This is a genomic window from Streptomyces sp. AK010 (assembly GCF_014207295.1).
Classification (GTDB): domain Bacteria; phylum Actinomycetota; class Actinomycetes; order Streptomycetales; family Streptomycetaceae; genus Streptomyces; species Streptomyces massasporeus.
Window position 1 is genome coordinate 92629 of sequence record NZ_JACHCX010000024.1, and the last position, 16860, is coordinate 109488.

Below are 16860 nucleotides of genomic sequence, written 5' to 3' on the forward strand. Positions count from 1 at the left end.
GGCAGGTGCGTCCTTCCCCGGCCGAACCGGCTCGTTGTCAGGACGGTGAGAGTTCCTCGCGGACCGTACGGGCGGCGTGGACCAGGTTCTCCAGCGAGGAGCGGGTCTTCGGACACCCGCGGGTCTTCAGACCGCAGTCGGGGTTGACCCAGAGGCGCTCGGCGGGGATCGCCCGCAGACCGGTGCGGAGCAGTCGGGCGGCCTCCTCGGGGCTCGGGACACGGGGGGAGTGGATGTCGTACACCCCGGGCCCGGCTTCTCGCGGGTAACCGTGCGCGGCGAGTTCGCGGGCGACCAGCAGGTGTTCACCGCCACGGCTGTCGTCGCAACCCTGCCGACGTTCGGGACGGCGCACGCGCAGATCGCTCCCGAATCCGTGCCGTGGACAACGACAACGACGCCACGGACGGCAACGGCCACGGCACCCATGTCGCCGGCACGATCGCGGGCACAGCCCACGGTGTCGCCAAGAAGGCGAAGATCGTCACTGTCCGGGTGCTCGACGACGACGGCTCCGGAACCACCGAGCAGGTCGTCGCCGGCATCGACTGGGTCACCAAGAACCATCAGGGCCCGTCCGTCGCGAACATGAGCCTGGGCGGCGGCGCTGACGAGGCCCTCGACGAAGCCGTGCGCAAGGCCGTCGCGGCCGGCGTCACCTTCGCCGTGGCCGCGGGCAACGAATCCGCGGACGCCGGGCAGGGCTCCCGGCCCGCGTGAAGGAAGCCGTCACCGTCGCGTCCTCGACCAAGGACGACAAGCAGCGGACTTCTCCAACTACGGCGCGGTCGTGGACGTGTACGCCCCCGGCTCCGACATCACCTCCGCCTGGAACGACAGCGACGAAGGCACCAAGACCAGGGTGTGCCCGAGGGCGTTGCCCTGGCGGTAGTCGTCACCGAAGTACCAGTACAACTGCCAGACGTACTCCCGCCATCCGGCGACCTGGCGTACGAACCCCTCGGCGCTGTTCACGGGGACCTCGCCCTCCCGCCAGGCCCGTTCGGCACGCTCCACGCACTCGGCGGGGTGCAGCAGTCCCAGATGCGCGACGCAGGCCCTCGCGATACGTCTCCGCCCGCACGTACGTCACCCGCTCACCCAGCTCCGCCGCACGGTGCCGCATCGCCGAGAGCACCAGATGGGCCTTGGCCCGGTGAAAAGCGTCTGCGCCGGAGGACCGACCGCCTCGACCATCACCACGGGCGCCCCGCGGTCCGGGCCCCGCTCCCCGTCCGGGGCGAGGAAATGCGGGCCGAGCTGGTCGCCGAAGAGCCAGTGCGGGGTGGCGTGCGCCATGGCAGGAAGCCTTCTGTCAAGGGCGGGACGCGTTCGGACGATGGGCACTTCGCCCACCGTGGTGAAACCGGATGCGAAGGCCGCCGTGCGTCGCCCGTACGGGTGCAGGACTCGACCTCCCAGTGGGACCGGCCCGGTCGGCGGGGACCGTGCAGGTGATCGCCGCTAGGCTGCCGCGGTGCGCACGGTCGAGCTCTTGTTGGACGAGACGGCGGAGCAAGCGGTCCGCGAGGCCTGGCGGCGGCTCGCCGACGCGGGGCTGCCCAGTCAGGCGCGTCACCGCTCACCGACCAACAGCCCGCACCTCACTCTGGCCGCTTGCCCGGAGCTGACCGCCCCGATCCGCTGGGAGCTCGCCGAGGTGGCCGCCGCCCTGCCGCTGCCGGTGCGGTGCACCGGCGTGGTCCGCTTCGAGCGGCCCACCTCGGTACTGGCCTGGGCGCTGGACCTGGACCCTGCGCTGGCCGCCCTGCACCGCCGCGTCTGGGAGGTCGTGGCCTCGGACAGCCCGCCCGCAACCCTCAACCCCTTCCACGAACCCGGTCGCTGGGCCCCGCACATCACCCTCGGCCGGACTCGGCGAGCCGGCGCCTTCGCCGGCCGACGGATCCCTGAGCTGTTGCCGGCACCACCGCTGTCCATCCGGCTCACAACCCTGCGCAGCTACGACACCCGGACCGGCACCCTGGAGGTGCTGCAACCCCGTCCCTGAGCTCCGCCACGGGCCCGCTCGGGCTGGTCGGCAGAGGGCGCACGCCCCCGACACCAGTGCCCTTCTTCGACCGCAAGTCACGCCCCGGGCCGGGCAGATGAGGGTTCGCACGGTGCCGTTCGGTCTGTGAGCTGCGTGCAAGAATGTCGCCCGTGACCGAATCGTCGTCGCCCGCCCCTGAGCTCACGCCGGGCCGTGTCGGTCTGGGCCCTCGGGCCGCCGCACTGCTGGTGTTCGGATCCTCGGCAGCGGTCCTGGTGGTCGAGATCGTCGCTCTGCGGCTGCTCGCCCCCTACCTCGGCCTGACCCTCGAGACCAGCACCATGGTGATCGGCATCGCGCTCACCGCCATCGCCTTCGGCTCCTGGCTGGGCGGGCACATCGCGGATCAGGTCGATCCCCGTCGGCTCATCGGCCCTTCGCTCGGAGTGTCCGGAGCGGTCGTCGCACTCACCCCGTCCGTGCTGCGCACCACCGCGGAGTGGGCCCCGGCGGTGCTCCTGGTGATCGCGTCCCTGACCATCCTGGTGCCGGGCGCGCTGCTCTCCGCGGTGACGCCGTTCGTCACGAAGCTGCGGCTCACCAACCTGGCGGAGACCGGTACGGTGGTCGGCCGCCTGTCCGGAGTCGGTACCGTCGGCGCCATCGTCGGCACCGTGCTCACCGGCTTCGTCCTCGTCTCGAGACTGCCGGTCAGCGGGATACTGCTCGGCCTCGGAGCGCTGCTGGTGGCGGGTTCGGCGTGGGTCGAGTGGCGAACACGCGGATGGAGCGGCGCCCCGGCCCTGACACTGATGGTCCTGGCCGGCGGCCTCGGTGCCACGGTCGCGCCCGGCGGCTGCGACGTGGAGACCACGTATCACTGCGCACGGGTCGTCGCGGACTCCGACGGGGGCAACGGCCGCACACTCGTCCTGGACGGCCTGCGGCACTCCTACGTCGACATCGACGACCCGACCCACCTGAAGTTCGAGTACGTGCGCGCCATCGCGTCGGCGGTGGATGCCGCCTTTCCGCACGGTGAGGCACTGACGGCTCATCACCTGGGCGGCGGCGGACTCACCCTGCCCCGCTACCTCGCGGCCACGCGGCCCGGAACGCGCAGCCTCGTCTCCGAGATCGACGGCGGGGTCGAGGGCATCAACCGTGAGCAACTCGGACTGCCGGCGCAGGCCGGTATCGGCGTGCGCGTCGAGGACGGCCGACTGGGCCTGCGACGCCTGGACACCGGCAGTCGTGACCTCGTCGTCGGCGACGCCTTCGGGGGTGTGAGCGTGCCGTGGCACCTCACCACGGCGGAAGCGATGGCCGACGTACGGCGGGTGCTCAACGAGGACGGTCTGTACGTGGTCAACCTCATCGATCACGGTGGTATGGACTTCGCACGGGCCGAAGTGGCCACCCTGAGCGAGACCTTCGAGCACGTCGCCGTCCTCGGCGAACCCGCGGACATCGGCCAGGGCCCCTCCGCCGACTCCGTCGGCGGCAACCTGGTGGTGCTCGCCTCCGACCGGCCGGTCGACCTTCGCGCGGCGCAGAAGAAGCTGGACGCCCGGCGCACCGGCTGGAGGATCACCACCGGCGGGGACCTCGACTCCTGGACCGGCGACGCCCCACTGCTCACCGACGATCACGCACCCGTGGACCAACTCCTGCAGCCCTACAGCCCGCGGACCGGCCGGTGACACAGCCCGGGCGGGTTCGAGCGGTCAGGGGCACTCGTACGTGAGACGGGCGGTCGCCGTGCGCTCGGGTCCGGACAGAATGCGCAGTTCGGCCCGGGCCGGGTGCTGTCCCGGGCCTTGGAAGGTCCACCGCAGATGGAGTCGTGCTCGCTTCTGCCCCCGGACCATCACTTCTTCCAGCACGCCCGAGGCAGTGCCGTCGCTGCGGACCCAGCGGTAGGACAGTGTGCCCGGACGGCCGTTGGCGGTGACGAGGGCGACGATGTGGGCGGTGCCGTCGCAGCCGAGCGCCGTCGGCCGGGCCGTGACCGTGATCGCGCCGACCCTGAGCGGCTGACCGAGTCGCTGCCAGGCGAGGAGCGCGAGGACGCAGAGCACCACGAGCAGGGGCAGTGTGTGTCTGCGCAGCCGTCGACGCCGGGGTGCGGACGGCGGTGTGGCGGCGGGCATCCGGTGGGTCCGATGCACGGCGGTGGCGGTCACGCCCGGGCCGAAGCGAAGCACGGTGCCTTCGACGCGATCGGGCGGCGTCGATCGCTCCTCCGCCGCGGGCTCGACCAGGGTCTCGTCCGCTCCGGGGCGCTGTATCCAGTGGCTGGCCAGCACAGTGGCGCTGTACTCGGCATCGGCCGAGCCCGTCTTGCCGCTCCGGGCGTGGCTGCCGGGTGCCTGAGCCGGCCGGTCGGTGGACCGCAGCACCTCGGTGGGCCCGTCCGCGGATCCCGGCGGCGCGGTCGGGTGGCAGGCGGGAGCGGGAGCGTGGTCGTCGTCGCGGGTGGTCATCTGAGGTCGCACCGCCTCGTGAGGAGCTGCTGCGAGGCGCCCCCGTCGGCGGACGCCGGGGTCGTGGTGGCCTGAACCGCCCAGTAGCAGCCCACGTTCTGGAAGGTGTGGTCGACGGTGATGGTGTACTGGGTGGCGCCGCTGCGTTCGAAGGTCTGGGACGGTCTGTCCGGAGTGCCCAGCGGGCCCGCCGTACGGCCCGTGAACCAGGAGACCGTGATCGAGACCGGCCCGGTGCCGTCCGTGGTGATTCCGACGGTGGCCGTGGCGCTCGTGGGACCTGTCTGCCGGAAGTCCGACACCACCACGTCCTTGACGGCGGGTGCGACAGGCGGGGCGGGCGTGGAGGTCGTCGGTGTCGCCGCGGTGGCCGGGCCGCCGGGTGCGGTGGTCTCCGGGCCGCCGGAGGGGGCGTCGGGAGCCGGGGGGCCATCCGAACCGGTGGCCGCCGGGCCCGAGGGCGACGACACGGTGGGTGACGGCGACGAGCCGGCCGACTCGGTCGGCGTGGCGGAGGGAGACGGCGAGGAGTCGGTGGGGGAGGGCGGAGCGTCCGGTCCTTGGCCGGGCTGGGCACTGGTGGTGGCCAGGGCCTGCGCCGTCTGCTGCGGGGCGGTCCCCGGGGCGAAGGGGACCCCGAGGGTCAGGAGGACACCGAGAAGCGCGGCGCCGGCGGACACGAGCAGCCCCGGCCGACCGGGCAGCCACGAGTGCGCCCCGCCGAGACCCGGCGGACGGCGCAGGACCGTGCGTGCCGTGTCCGTGGTGCTCCGCGGTGCCTCGCGCGACGAGGGCAGGAGCAGCGGCAGCAGGGCCACCAGCGCGGCGAGCCGGCCCCGGCCGCGTTCCTCCCAGTCGGGACCGTAGGCGGTGCCGGCGGCGGTCTCCAGCTCCGCGACCAGGTCCTCGGCGCGTGCGGGCCGTTCCTCGGGGTTCTTGGCCAGACCCCGGCGCACCAGGTCCCGCACCGGCTCGGGGGCCTCCTCGGCCGGCACGGGTGCGTCGACGTGCTGGAGGGCGAGTTCGGCGAGGTTGTCACCCAGGTACGGCTTGCGGCCCGTGAGGCATTCGAAGAAGGTGGCCGTGGCCGCGTACACATCGGCGGTGGGAGAGGCGGGAGCGCCGGTCCACTGCTCGGGGGCCATGTAGGAGGGGGTCCCGGCCACACCCGAACTGGTGCCCGCATCCACCGCGATGCCGAAGTCGACCAGCTTGGAGCATCCGTCCGGCGTGACCAGCACGTTCTCCGGCTTGTAGTCCCGGTGGACGACGCCGATCCGGTGCGCGTCGGCCAGCCCGAGCAACGAACCCTTGAGGATGACGAGTGCGGCTTCGGGGTCGAGCGGTCCCTCCCGCTTCAGCAGCGCACGCAGCGAGACGCCGTCGACCAGCTCCATCACGATGGCGGCGCCGTCCGCGCTCTCCACGTACTCGTACAACCCGGCGACGTACGGGCTCTCCAGCCCGCCCAGCAGCCGTGCCTCCGCGCGGAAGTCGTGCACGAAGCCCGGCCGGGTGCGCAGGGACTCGCTGAGGTACTTCACCGCGACCGGAACACCGGTCTCCTCATGGACGGCCTGGACGACCCGTCCACTCGCCCCTTCCCCGAGCTCGAGCGACCCGGTGTATCCGGGCACTTCCCACGTGTTCATCGCACCCCCCTGGGCCACCGTTCGGCATCGGCCGGCCCCGCACTCGAGGACACATCTTTCGGCCACCGCGGTTGCGTGGCCAGAAGTATGCGTGAGGCGTGCCCGGACCGTGACAGAACGGTGGAGAAACCTGCCGGAGCCCGGAGCCCGGAGCCCGGAGCCCGGAGCCCGGAGCCCGGAGGCCGCAGCATGGGTTCTGCCAGGTGGAGGGTGAAGCCGGCCGTCATGGGTGGGTGCCGGTCGGCCGGACGGTGGGGCGGCGTTCCTGCCGAGGCGCTCGGTCCACCCGAGCAGGTGGAGATCCCCTGCCTGCTCGGGTGCGCCTGCGATGCGGCGTGCCCTGGCCCGTCCTAGTGGGAATCCGACGCGGCGGCGAAGTCGTAGGTGCCCGACCCGACCTGGAAGACGGCCGCCCCGTCCTCCATACGCAGGAAGCGGACCCCCTTCGCCGTGTCCGCCGGTCGGCCGCCCTCGGTCACCGCGCGGCGGGTGTCGGCCGGGACATGGACTTCCGCGACCGTGTTGACCGGCACCGTCACCTTCAGGGTGAAGACGCCGTCGCGTCTGGTCCAGCGCGATGACAGCGGGCCGTGGACGGTGTGGAGGCTTCCGGAGCCCCGGGTCAGGTTGCCGCCGGGGACGGGGGCGATCCGGGAGCGCTTGTAGCCGGGCTCGATGGCGGAGAGGCCACCGATGTTCTGGAACATCCAGTCACCCACGGCGCCGTACGCGTAGTGGTTGAAGCAGTTCATGTCGACGGGGCCGAATTCACCGTCGGGCATGATCGAGTTCCAGCGCTCCCACATGGTGGTGCCGCCCTTCTCGATCTCGTAGCCCCAGGACGGGTAGTCCTTGTGCAGGAGCATCTTGTAGGCCAGGTCGTCGCGGCCGATTTGGCTCAGCGCGGGCAGCAGCAGCGGCGTGCCGATGAAGCCGGTGCGCAGGTGGTTCTCGGTCAGGGCCAGCTTGGCCACGGACTTCTCCCCGACCTTGCCGACCAGGGCCGGGTCCGCGACGAGATCCATGCCCAGGGCCATGGCGTATCCGGTCTGGGAGTTGCCCTTCACGGTGCCGTCGGCCGAGACGTAGGCCTCGGTGAAGGAGTGGCGGATGCCGGTGGAGAGCTTGCGGTAGTCGGACGCCGAGGGCTCGTCGCCCAGAGCCTCGGCGACTTCCGCCATCATGCGGGCGTTCTCGGCGTAATAGGCGGTGCCCAGGATGCCCTGCTCGGTGGGGTCGTCCAGATGCAGCCAGTCGTTGGTGAAGAACGTGGTGCGGCCGGGCTCCAGAAGGTCCGCTCCGGCACTGTCGCGCACGAACTGGAAGAACTTGCGCATCGCGGGGTAGTTGTCGCGCAGGATGCGGGTGTCACCGTAGGAGCGCCACACGTGGTACGGCACGGTGATCATGACGTCGGACCAGCCTACGCCGCTGTCGGCGAACTGGCCCTGGGGGGTCGGCACGACCGCCGGCAGATCGCCGTCTGCGTGCTGGGAGTTGCGGACGTCCGCCATCCAGTGGGACAGGAACGCGCGTGTGTCGACGAGGTAGTTGGCCGTCGGGGCGAACAGGCTGATGTCGCCCGTCCAGCCCAGGCGCTCGTCGCGGGCCGGGGTGTCGGTGGGGATGGACAGGAAGTTGCCCCGCTGGCTCCAGGAGATGTTGCTGACCAACTGGTCGAGCATGCCGTCCGAGGTCTTCAGCGTGCCGGTGGAGGGGAGGTCGGAGCCCCAGACGACGCCCTGTACGTCGGTGAGCGCGGGTGGTGAGTCCACTCCGGTGATCTCGATGTAGCGGAACCCGTGCTGGGTGAAGGTGGGCTCGTAGGTGACCGTTGCGGAGCCGGCGAAGACATAGCGGTCGGTGACCTTGGCGCTGCGGAAGTTGTCGGTGTAGAGGGTGCCGTCCTTGTTGAGCACCTCGGCGTAACGGATCTGCGCGGTCCGGCCGGAGGAGCCGGTCAGGGGCAGCCGGGCCACGCCGACCATGTTCTGGCCGAGGTCGTACACGTAGGTCCCGGGGCTGGGCTCGGTCATCTTCCGGGCCTTGAGGACCTGGGTCTCGCGCACCGGCTCGTCGCTCTGCGGGACGAGTCGGGCGGTGCGTGACTCCACCGTGGCCGCCGTCTCCCAGCCGACGTCGTCGAATCCGGCGCGGCTCCAGCCCGCCGGCTTCAGACGGGCGTCATACGTCTCACCGTCCTGCAGGTCGGCCTGCACGTGGGGTCCCTCGGCCGCCTTCCACGAGCCGTCCGTGGCGACCCACTGCGCGGAGCCGTCGGTGTAGGTGACGCGCATCTTCGCCACGAGCGCCGGCGTGTCGCCGTACTGGCGGCTCCAGCCGATCCCGACCTTGCCGGCCCACCAGCCGTTCGCCAGGGAGGCACCGATCGCGTTGTCGCCCCTGTTGAGCAGTCTCGTGACGTCGTAGGTCTGGGACTGGATGCGCTTGTGGTAGTCGGTCCAGCCCGGGGCCAGTACCTGGTCGCCGACCGGCCTGCCGTTGATCTCCAGCGTGTAGATGCCGAGCGCGGAGGCGTAGACCCGTGCGGAGGCGGCCTTCTTGCCGGGCTCGGTCGCGAAGGCCTTGCGGAGCAAGGGCATCGGCCGGACGTCGGGCCCGTACAGGGCGTCCGTGGTGCCGGAGACGGCGAGGGCGGAGTCGGCGATGACACCGCCGGAGAAGGGGTTCCGGCCGGAGGCGAAGTCGGTGTCGAGCAGGGTGCTGCCGTCGGCCCCGGTCACGACGGCGTCGTAGACCGTTCCCCGCTCGCCGCAGCAGGCGTGGGTGCGGAAACCGATGTAGCCCTTCGCGAACGTGGAGTCGGTGAAGGTGCTGACGAGCTTGCCGTCGAGTGTCGTCCTGATCGTGTCGCCCGCAGCGTCGTAGCGCACGGTGTGCCGGTCGGCGAGAAGGGATGCGTTGGTGAAGCCGTAGGGTGCGAGGTCTACTTCCTTGACGACGCTGTACGCGCCCTTCACCTGCTTGTGCAGCCTCAGCGTCGGACTCGCTCCGGTGACGTTGAACTGCCACATGTATCCGTTGGCCGGGTCGGGGGCGCGCAGGAACATGCCGAAGGCGGCGTTCTCGAGCTTGAAGCGGACGGTCGCGGAGTAGTCGGTCCACTTGTCCAGTTCACTCGGGGCGCCGGGGCGCGTGATCCACTGCGCGCCGGCCCAGTCGCCGGCGTCCAACAGTCCGGTCTCGAAGTACGCGTCCGCGCTCCACCGGCTCACCGCTCCCTTGTCGTCCCAGACCCGGACGCGCCAGTGGTAGCGAGTGGCCGACTTCAGGCCCGGGCCGCCGTACGCGACGTCGACCTGCCGGCCGGACCTCACCTTGCCGGACGACCACACGTCGGCGGCCCCTGGTCCGTGTCCGACCTGTATCTCATAGGCCTGTTGTGCCGTCGCCCGCCGGTCCGACGCCAACTGCCATCCGAACACCGGGGTTTCACCGCCGATGCCGAGGGGGTTCGTGCGGCTGTTGGTGCTCAGGGCCCGCACGGCGAGAGGAGCGGCCGCGGCGGACGCCGCTGGTGACAGGGGAGTGGAGAGTGCGGACACGCCTGCGGGTACCGCGAGCACGACGAAGCCCGTGAGGAGGCCGAGCATGAGGGGGCGCCTGAGGAGCATGGCTTCTCCGGTCTATTGAATCGTTTCAATCAGGCAGGTCGCGGGGGCAGTAGCTGTGTGACGTGAACACGTCAATATGTGAGTCGGCCCGGATTGCCGTCGAAATCGGGCTGAGGGGGGCGGTCTTGACGGAGGACCTGCTGACCGGGGACGGCCTGGGCCGGATCCGGCGCTGTGCGGGCCCCGGATGCGGCTGGTTCTTCCTCGACCGCTCCCGGAGCGGGACCCGGCGCTGGTGCAGCTCGGACGACTGCGGCAACCGTGATCGCGCCAGGAGCCACTGCTCCCGTACGCGTCGGCGCGGATGATGTCGCGGGCACACGCCGCCGTACGAACCGTCGGTCAGGGTCCGTGAGTCCTGGCGGCGGAGCGCGCCACCAGGGTTCACGCGATAGAGCGGGCGAGGATGTCGGGGGCGGCCAGGCGCCGGAGTTCGGTGGGCCATCCCAAGAGCGGTGAGTGGACCGCGGCCCGCCGGTGGAAGAGTCGCGCGTCATGCTCCTCGGTCAGGCCGACCGCCCCCTGCGACTGCACGGCGCCCGTGGCCCGCTCGAGCGCTGACGGTCGCTGAAACGGGGCACCTCACAAAGCGATTGGCCGATACGCCAAAGCCTGATCGACCACTTCATCGGCCGGAAGCCCCAGCCCCGGCGGCCAGAAGATCAAGTCGCCGACATGACCGGACGGGCATGCCAGTGATCTGTCGAGACTGTCCAGCCAGGCGTCCCTCTCGTCGTCCGAGGCGTAATCCGCTTGCATGATCCGCTGCACGAGCGCGACAGCCTCCGCGCGACTCATTTCCACAGTACGCATCGGACCCCTCCGCCGATTCACTGTAGCGGGACGCCCCTGGCAGGTCCGTGTCTCCGCCGCCGCCTTGGCTTGATCGCACAGCGCGCCCGCCATCGACGTCCACGACCCCGAGCGGCCGCTGTCCGACGCGCACCTGTGGCTGTGCCTGCACATCCCGCCCGGGAGCACCGGCGTGGACTTCGAGGTGCCGACCGTGGTGCCGACCGTAGGGGACCAGGTGGCCGAGCCGGCCGAGCCGATGCGCCTCGCCCTGACCGACCGCAACGCCGAGCCGCTGCCAGGCAGGCCGGTGCTGACGGGGACGGTGCTCGACAAGCCGTAAGCACGAGGGCGAGGGTTCGTGAGCACCCTCTCGTGCGGGGTCCGGCTGTCCGGACCCCGCACGTGGCGACGTATCGTCAGAGAGTGCCGGAGTCGGCGATGGTGATCGTGGCCGAGGTGCGGCCGGACCGCGAGCCGTAGCTCTCGATCTTGCGCACGAGCTCCATGCTGCTCTCGTCGGCGACCTCGCCGAAGACGACGTGCTTGCCGTCGAGCCACGACGTCACGATCGTGGTGATGAAGAACTGCGAGCCGTTGGTGTTCGGGCCGGCGTTGGCCATGGAGAGCTGGCCCGGCTTGGTGTGCTTGAGCGTGAAGTTCTCGTCGGCGAACTTCTCGCCGTAGATGCTCTTGCCGCCCGTGCCGTCGCCGCGGGTGAAGTCACCGCCCTGGAGCATGAACTCCGGGATGACGCGGTGGAAGGACGAGCCCTTGTAGCCGAAGCCCTTCTCGCCGGTCGCGAGCGCGCGGAAGTTCTCCACGGTCTTGGGGGCGACGTCGTCGAAGAGGTTCATGTTGATCCGGCCGGCGGGAACGCCGTCGATGGTGATGTCAAAGAAAACCTTGATAGTCATGCCCCCATCCTGTCATCTGCCACCCTCAGGAGCGCCACGAGCATCTCGAATGCGGCCCCGCACCACAGGTACGGCCGGGTGCCCCCGAAGCGGCACGCCGTGCCCGGGCCGGCGACACCCCGGCACGAGATCAGACCCCGGTGTGGACGTGCGCGGCCCAGCGGGTGGGGGCGGCGAGGTAGCGGTCGCGGAGGTCCAGGAGGGCGTCGGTCAGGGCTTCGGCGCCGGGCAGACCGGCGGCGCGGCGGGCGTGGAAGGCCTCGGCCACCGCTTCGGCCGCCGCGTCGCTGACCGGCCAGAGGGGGCCGACGACCTGTCGGTAACCGCAGAGCTGGAAGGCCGGTGCACGAACTCGTCCGCGAGCCGGTGGGCCATGACGCCGGTGCTGCACGCGGACAGGTGCGCCAGATCCGCCTCGCGCAGGCGGAGGCCCGCGAGCACTGCGACGGTCAGCGGACGCTCGCGGTGATCTGCGAGGAACAGCCGACTGCCCGACGGGTCGAGCGGGTCGGTCAGACCGTGGCACACGAAGTGCGCGGTGCCGTGCCCCGGGAGGGCGCCCAGCACGGACTGCGAGGTGGCGGCCGGGCCGGTGAGTACGGTGACGGGCCCGGCGGGCCGCAGAAGCTCGGCGACGCGGGCCGCCTCCTTCTCCGCGTGGCCGAGAGGTTCCGCGCCCGGCGTCCGCGGCAGCGCGACGACCAGCGTACCCGCGGCCGGGGACGCCGACGGGCGGGTCCGGGCCTGGGCGAGAACGCCCAGGGTGGAGGTGAGGGAGGAGACCGTCCGGTCGAGGAGCGTGGCACGGCGACGACCCTGGGCGCGGGAGAGCGGTGCAGGTCGGCCGCGTGCAGGGGCAGCGAGGCGAGGAACCCGACCGGGCACCACCACAGGCGAGGCCGCGGGCGGTCCGCCGCACCGTCGATGCCGAGCCCGGTCGAGCACGGTGGCGGCGACGGTGTCCCAGAGCCATTCGACCGGATGCTCGGATCGTTCGAGGACGCCGAGGACACCGTGCAGGAGACGTTCCTGCGTGCCTGGCGGCGGCGGGACCTTCGAGGGGCGTTCGACGTTCCGGGCCTGGCTGTACCGGATCGCCACCAACGCCTGCCTGGACCTGCTTGCCAAGATCCGCCCGGAGCCTGGCACCGGCGGCGAGGTGCTGTGGCTGCAGCCCTACCCGGACCGGCTGCTCGACGAGCTGCCCGTGGGCGGCGCCGACGAGCCGGAGACCGTCGCCGTCGCGCGGGAGACGATCGAGCCAGCATACCTCGTGGCGGTCCAGCACCTCGCGCCGCGCCCACGGGCCGTGCTGATCTTGCGGGATGTGCTCGGCTGGTCTGCGCGGGACGGCGCGGAATGCCTGGGCGATTCCGTCAACTCCGTGAACAGCGCATTGCAGCGGGCCCGCGCCGGCATGCGGGAACACCTGCCCGCCGAGCGGCAGGACTGGAGCGGCGGCGATCAGGACGCAGAGACGCGCGAGCTGGTACGGCGCTACACCGACGCCAGCGTGGCCACGGACGTCGACCGGCTCACCACGCTCCTGCGCGAGGACGTCCGCTGCTCGATGCCGCCCACGCCGGGCCTCCGCATCGGCCGCGACACGGTGGTGAACGACTGGATCACGAGCGGCTTCGAGGGCATGAAGGGCCTGCGCGCCGTCCCCAGCGCCGTGAACCGGCAGCCCGCCCTCGCCTTCTACCTCTGGCAGGAGCAGCAGGGCGCGTACCTGCCGCTGACGATCGACGTCCTGCGCGTCACCGGCGGACTGATCACGGAGATCACCACGTTCCACGACGACCAGTCCGAGCGGCTCGGCCTGCCGGCGGAGGGCACGGAGTAGCCCCTGCCCCGAGCGGGGCCGCCGTCGGACGCCGTGCTCAGGGCACGCCCACCAGCACCTTGACGAGCGTGGGCGAAGTTCTCGGCGCACAGCAGCGGCACGGGGCGTAGGAGCGGTATCACGTGGATGCCCGCTCCGGCGGAGGGGACCAGCACGGTAGGCCGCCCCCGCGGAACTCTGTGACTGATGATGCTCACGGCACAGATCAGGAGATGGATCAGGGGTCATGGCCTCGGAACTCGCCAGACACCCACCGGCTCAACCCCAGACCGTCTCGGCGCTCAGCGAGCCCTGGCGGGCAACCCCGGGCGTGGGTCTGTCAAATGAACGGGTCTGTTCCGTAGTCGGTGGTGACGGAGGGTGTCGTCAGCCCAGGAGGATGCGGTGACGGAGGAGAGGGGGCCTTCCCCCGCGAAAGTGGACACGCGTTCGGGTGGTTATGCGGCCAGCGTGAGCTTATCGGACTCCTGCTGGTGCTGGTGTTCGTAGTCGACGGGGCTGAGGTGTCCGTTGGCGGAGTGCCTGCGGCGGGTGTTGTAGCGGGTGAGCCACCGGAAGACGGTGCGTCGGCAGAGTTCCGTTCCCGGGTAGTGGTGGGCGCCGCGCAGGGTCTCGCGCTTGAGGGTGGCGTGGAAGCTCTCGCAGGCGGCGTTGTCGGCGGGAGGTACCGACCGCGCCCATGGACTGGGTGACGCCCAACTCGCGGCACAGGTCGGCGAATTCACGCGATGTGTACTGGGCACCGTGATCGGAGTGGAAGACCGCGCCGCTCAGACCGCCGCGGGTGGCGGCTGCCATCCGCAGGGCGTCGGCGACGAGTTCGGTGCGCATGTGGGCGGCGAGGGACCAGCCGACCACTCGGCGGCTGAAGCAGTCCAGGACGGTGGCCAGGTAGAGGAACTGGCCGTCCCCGGTGGGGAGGTAGGTGATGTCGGTGTGCCACGAACGCAGGAAGAGAGGTTCAGGAATGTAGGTCGGCACCTCTTTGAATGCGGTGCTGCGTGAAAGATGAAGGTAGGCCCTTCGGAGCCGCCCTGCGGGGGGAGGCTTCAAACCGCCACATGCTGCGTTGGCTGAAGACCGTCGTGGTGAGCGATGTGGAAAAGGCGCCCATGAGGCGTCAGGTGGGGACCAGGAAGGCGAGCGCAAGCGAATCGCTGATGACGTGTCGAAAACGTATTTAGATGGCATCGAAACTGGGGGTGTAGATATGGCTCCAGGACAAGTCTGGCGGACACCCGTCTACTGGCCAGACGGTGCCCGGCATGGAGGCGACGCGAGCCTGGTCTGCTGCTTTCACGTGGAACGTGGGAAGGCGAGTCCCGATAGTCCTGCCTCATGGGCAGGGAGAGGGAGTGTCCCGAAGCGGCGGAAACCGCGAGGGATCGAGTACCGGTGCGGAACTCGCCGGCGGACCGGCTCGTAGTAGTGATGAAGTCTCTGTAATGGGGACGGAGCGAAGGGGCCGGGTCATCCGTGGCTGTGTTCGTTCGATCAACCGGGCATGCCCTGGGAGGAGTCGGGTGGGCGAGCTGAAGTCGCCAGGAAAGTCGTTCGAGATCTCGAAGTGGGAAGTATGGGAGGCATGGGAGAAGGTCAAGGCCAATAAGGGGTCCTTTCACTATGCCCGTCCGGGTCGCGCGGCCTGGCACCGCACCTCGCCGCGTTGCCGAAAAGCCCTAGTAGCTCCGCTACGAGGGCTTCCCGGCGCCTTGCGACGCACGGCACTAGACCACGCGCCCTGATCGGACACTCATAGTGAAAGGACCCCTAAGGGGGCGTCGGGCGTGGACGGTTGCTCGATCGAGGAATTCGAGAAGGATCTGAGGGGCAACCTCTTCAAGATCTGGAACCGGATGTCCTCGGGTAGCTACTTTCCGCCCCCGGTGCGAGCGGTGGAGATTCCGAAGCCACATGGCGGTGGAACCAGAATTCTCGGCGTTCCCACGGTCGCGGACAGAATTGCACAGACCGTAGTGGCCGCCCGTCTGGAGCGTGAGGTGGAACCGAAGTTCCATCCGGACTCCTACGGGTATCGGCCCGGTCGGTCGGCGCTGGACGCGGTGGAAAAGTGCCGGGAACGATGCTGGAAGAAGGACTGGGTCGTCGACCTCGACATCCAGAAGTTCTTCGACAGCGTCCCCTGGGACCTCATCGTCAAGGCAGTGGAAGCACACACCGACGCCGTTTGGGTGAAGTTGTACGTCCGGCGATGGCTGGAGGCACCGCTTCAACTACCCGATGGCACCTTGCAGATGCGGGACCGGGGGACCCCGCAAGGGTCATCGGTCTCGCCCGTGTTGGCGAATCTGTTCCTGCACTATGCGTTCGACATGTGGCTGGCTCGGGAGTTCCCGAACGTCCCCTTCGAACGCTACGTGGATGACGCGGTCGTGCACTGCGTCAGCGAGCGCCAGGCCAGAAGACTGGTGGAGGCGATCGGGAACCGGATGGAAGAGGTCGGGCTGCGTCTGCATCCCGACAAGACCCGGATCGTCTACTGCAAGGACGCGAACCGGCGCGGCTCGTATGAGCACACGGCGTTCACGTTCCTGGGGTTCACGTTCCGCGCTCGCGCGGCGCGCAGCAAGCATGGGGTGACATTCCCGTGCTTTCTGCCTGCGATCAGCAAGGAGGCCCTGAAGAGGCTCAGTTCCGAATTGCGCGGGTGGCGGATCCACCGGCGCACGGGCCACACCTTCGCTCAACTCGCACGGATCATCAACCCGATCGTGCGAGGGTGGATGCAGTACTACGGAGCGTTCTATCACTCCGCGCTGAAACCCCTCCTGCGGCGCATCAACGCCTACCTGATGCGCTGGATCCGCAGAAAGTACAAACGGCTGGCCGGGTTCAAGAAAGCCAAGGAGTGTTTCCAGGGGATCACGCAGCGATACCCGGGAATGTTCGCACATTGGCGCCTGTGCCGAAATTTCTGGTGATCAGGGTGACAAGAGCCGTGTAACGGGAGACTGTTACGCACGGTTCTGTGGGAGCCGGAGGGTGAGATTCCCTCCGGCTACCCGACCCCATGTACTTGACTCCGGGCGCGGGGGCGGTGAAGTCCCGCTGGAACAGGTCCGCCACCGGTGCCGCCGACGGCTCGGGGATCGTGGTGCGGACCCGTCTGCGCAGGCGTATGCCCTGGATGGAGAACGTGCGCATCACGCGGGCCACCCGTTTCTCGTTGATCTTGCGGCCGTCGGCGCGGAGCTCGGCGGTGATCCGCGGAGAGCCGTAGGCGCCGTCGGATTCGGTGTGGACGGCGCGGATCTGTTCGGCCAGGGCCCGGTCGGCGGCCTGCCGCGCGGTCCGCGCATCGGCCCTGTCCCGCCACTTGTAGTAGCTGGAGCGGTTCACGCCCAGCACCTGGCACAACCGCTTCACGCCGAAGGCGTCCTGGTGGTCGTGGACGAACTGGAAGCGGTTCACCAGTTCGTCTCCCCCCTCTCTGTCAGCCTTGGGTGAGACGTCCCGCTTCGTCGGGTTAGCCTGAGAGGGCACGACAGGAGAACCACCCCCTCATGACCAGCACCACC

12 protein-coding genes and 6 pseudogenes are annotated in these 16860 nt (G+C 70.0%); 7 read left to right on the forward strand and 11 right to left on the reverse strand.

All coding sequences use genetic code 11. From position 1 onward, the window contains the following. Positions 1-37 precede the first annotated feature (37 nt). Positions 38-304: pseudogene (locus HDC93_RS33050) on the reverse strand (5-methyltetrahydropteroyltriglutamate--homocysteine S-methyltransferase); the annotation flags it as partial. A 74-nt stretch (positions 305-378) separates the two neighbouring features. Here HDC93_RS33050 and HDC93_RS33055 point away from each other — a divergent pair. Beyond that, positions 379-859 (forward strand): annotated as a pseudogene (locus HDC93_RS33055) (S8 family peptidase); the annotation flags it as partial. A gap of 2 nt (positions 860-861) precedes the next feature. Here the strand turns inward: HDC93_RS33055 and HDC93_RS33060 are convergent. Further along, positions 862-1299, reverse strand: a pseudogene (locus tag HDC93_RS33060) (cryptochrome/photolyase family protein); the annotation flags it as partial. A 178-nt stretch (positions 1300-1477) separates the two neighbouring features. On the opposite strand from HDC93_RS33060, the gene HDC93_RS33065 reads away from it, so the two are divergent. Beyond that, positions 1478-2011, forward strand: coding sequence for a 2'-5' RNA ligase family protein (locus HDC93_RS33065; protein ID WP_185014509.1), 534 nt, complete (start codon positions 1478-1480; stop codon positions 2009-2011). A gap of 143 nt (positions 2012-2154) precedes the next feature. After that, a complete protein-coding gene (locus HDC93_RS33070; RefSeq protein WP_185014510.1) occupies positions 2155-3696 on the forward strand; it encodes a fused MFS/spermidine synthase in 1542 nt (513 codons plus the stop codon). A 24-nt stretch (positions 3697-3720) separates the two neighbouring features. Here the strand turns inward: HDC93_RS33070 and HDC93_RS33075 are convergent, their stop codons facing one another. The 3 genes from HDC93_RS33075 to HDC93_RS33085 all read right to left on the reverse strand — a co-directional run bounded on the left by HDC93_RS33075 (position 3721) and on the right by HDC93_RS33085 (position 9766). After that, a complete protein-coding gene (locus HDC93_RS33075) occupies positions 3721-4479 on the reverse strand; it encodes a hypothetical protein (RefSeq protein WP_221517435.1) in 759 nt (252 codons plus the stop codon). Continuing rightward, positions 4476-6131: a serine/threonine-protein kinase gene (locus HDC93_RS33080; protein ID WP_185014511.1), complete on the reverse strand. Its 1656-nt coding sequence runs from the start codon at positions 6129-6131 to the stop codon at positions 4476-4478. Before HDC93_RS33080 ends, HDC93_RS33075 begins: the two co-directional genes overlap by 4 nt. Before the next feature lie 350 nt (positions 6132-6481). Further along, a complete protein-coding gene (locus HDC93_RS33085) occupies positions 6482-9766 on the reverse strand; it encodes a family 78 glycoside hydrolase catalytic domain (RefSeq protein ID WP_221517436.1) in 3285 nt (1094 codons plus the stop codon). Between the two features lie 62 nt (positions 9767-9828). Here HDC93_RS33085 and HDC93_RS33090 point away from each other — a divergent pair, with 62 nt between their 5' ends. Next, positions 9829-10074 carry a CGNR zinc finger domain-containing protein gene (locus tag HDC93_RS33090; protein ID WP_311774685.1) on the forward strand — a complete coding sequence of 82 codons (246 nt, stop codon included), beginning with the start codon at positions 9829-9831 and terminating at the stop codon, positions 10072-10074. A 274-nt stretch (positions 10075-10348) separates the two neighbouring features. Here the strand turns inward: HDC93_RS33090 and HDC93_RS33095 are convergent, their stop codons facing one another. Next, on the reverse strand, positions 10349-10579 hold the full coding sequence (locus tag HDC93_RS33095; protein WP_185014512.1) for an e9imm peptide: 231 nt from the start codon (positions 10577-10579) through the stop codon (positions 10349-10351). A 172-nt stretch (positions 10580-10751) separates the two neighbouring features. On the opposite strand from HDC93_RS33095, the gene HDC93_RS33100 reads away from it, so the two are divergent. After that, positions 10752-10901: a hypothetical protein gene (locus HDC93_RS33100; protein WP_311774686.1), complete on the forward strand. Its 150-nt coding sequence runs from the start codon at positions 10752-10754 to the stop codon at positions 10899-10901. Positions 10902-10977: 76 nt separating this feature from the next. Here the strand turns inward: HDC93_RS33100 and HDC93_RS33105 are convergent, their stop codons facing one another. The 3 genes and pseudogenes from HDC93_RS33105 to HDC93_RS38960 all read right to left on the reverse strand — a co-directional run. Beyond that, a complete protein-coding gene (locus HDC93_RS33105) occupies positions 10978-11475 on the reverse strand; it encodes a peptidylprolyl isomerase (protein ID WP_031107460.1) in 498 nt (165 codons plus the stop codon). Between the two features lie 130 nt (positions 11476-11605). Then, complete coding sequence (locus HDC93_RS39820; protein ID WP_221517437.1) at positions 11606-11866, reverse strand: CHAT domain-containing protein; 261 nt, start codon at positions 11864-11866, stop codon at positions 11606-11608. Next, positions 11863-12624, reverse strand: a pseudogene (locus tag HDC93_RS38960) (CHAT domain-containing protein); the annotation flags it as partial. The gene HDC93_RS39820 and the pseudogene HDC93_RS38960, both read right to left, overlap by 4 nt. On the opposite strand from HDC93_RS38960, the gene HDC93_RS33115 reads away from it, so the two are divergent. Next, on the forward strand, positions 12509-13321 hold the full coding sequence (locus tag HDC93_RS33115; protein WP_311774687.1) for an RNA polymerase subunit sigma-70: 813 nt from the start codon (positions 12509-12511) through the stop codon (positions 13319-13321). The pseudogene HDC93_RS38960 and the gene HDC93_RS33115 sit on opposite strands and share 116 nt — an antisense overlap. Before the next feature lie 437 nt (positions 13322-13758). Here HDC93_RS33115 and HDC93_RS38965 read toward each other — a convergent pair. Continuing rightward, positions 13759-14254, reverse strand: a pseudogene (locus HDC93_RS38965) (IS3 family transposase); the annotation flags it as partial. Positions 14255-15102: 848 nt separating this feature from the next. On the opposite strand from HDC93_RS38965, the pseudogene ltrA reads away from it, so the two are divergent. After that, positions 15103-16263: pseudogene (gene ltrA, locus HDC93_RS33130) on the forward strand (group II intron reverse transcriptase/maturase); the annotation flags it as partial. On the opposite strand, the gene HDC93_RS33135 reads toward ltrA, so the two are convergent. Continuing rightward, positions 16205-16753 (reverse strand): IS3 family transposase, encoded by a 549-nt coding sequence (locus HDC93_RS33135; RefSeq protein ID WP_185014515.1) that lies wholly within the window; start codon positions 16751-16753, stop codon positions 16205-16207. The pseudogene ltrA and the gene HDC93_RS33135 overlap by 59 nt on opposite strands. Between the last annotated feature and the right edge of the window lie 107 nt (positions 16754-16860).

What these genes read in the sequence shown, in the direction of transcription:
- HDC93_RS33105 (WP_031107460.1), bottom strand. Translation starts at nt 11,475, where the DNA reads ATGACTATCAAGGTTTTCTTTGACATCACCATCGACGGCGTTCCCGCC.
- HDC93_RS33070 (WP_185014510.1), top strand. Translation starts at nt 2,155, where the DNA reads ATGTCGCCCGTGACCGAATCGTCGTCGCCCGCCCCTGAGCTCACGCCG.
- HDC93_RS33080 (WP_185014511.1), bottom strand. Translation starts at nt 6,131, where the DNA reads ATGAACACGTGGGAAGTGCCCGGATACACCGGGTCGCTCGAGCTCGGG.
- HDC93_RS33095 (WP_185014512.1), bottom strand. Translation starts at nt 10,579, where the DNA reads ATGCGTACTGTGGAAATGAGTCGCGCGGAGGCTGTCGCGCTCGTGCAG.
- HDC93_RS33085 (WP_221517436.1), bottom strand. Translation starts at nt 9,766, where the DNA reads ATGCTCCTCAGGCGCCCCCTCATGCTCGGCCTCCTCACGGGCTTCGTC.
- HDC93_RS33075 (WP_221517435.1), bottom strand. Translation starts at nt 4,479, where the DNA reads ATGACCACCCGCGACGACGACCACGCTCCCGCTCCCGCCTGCCACCCG.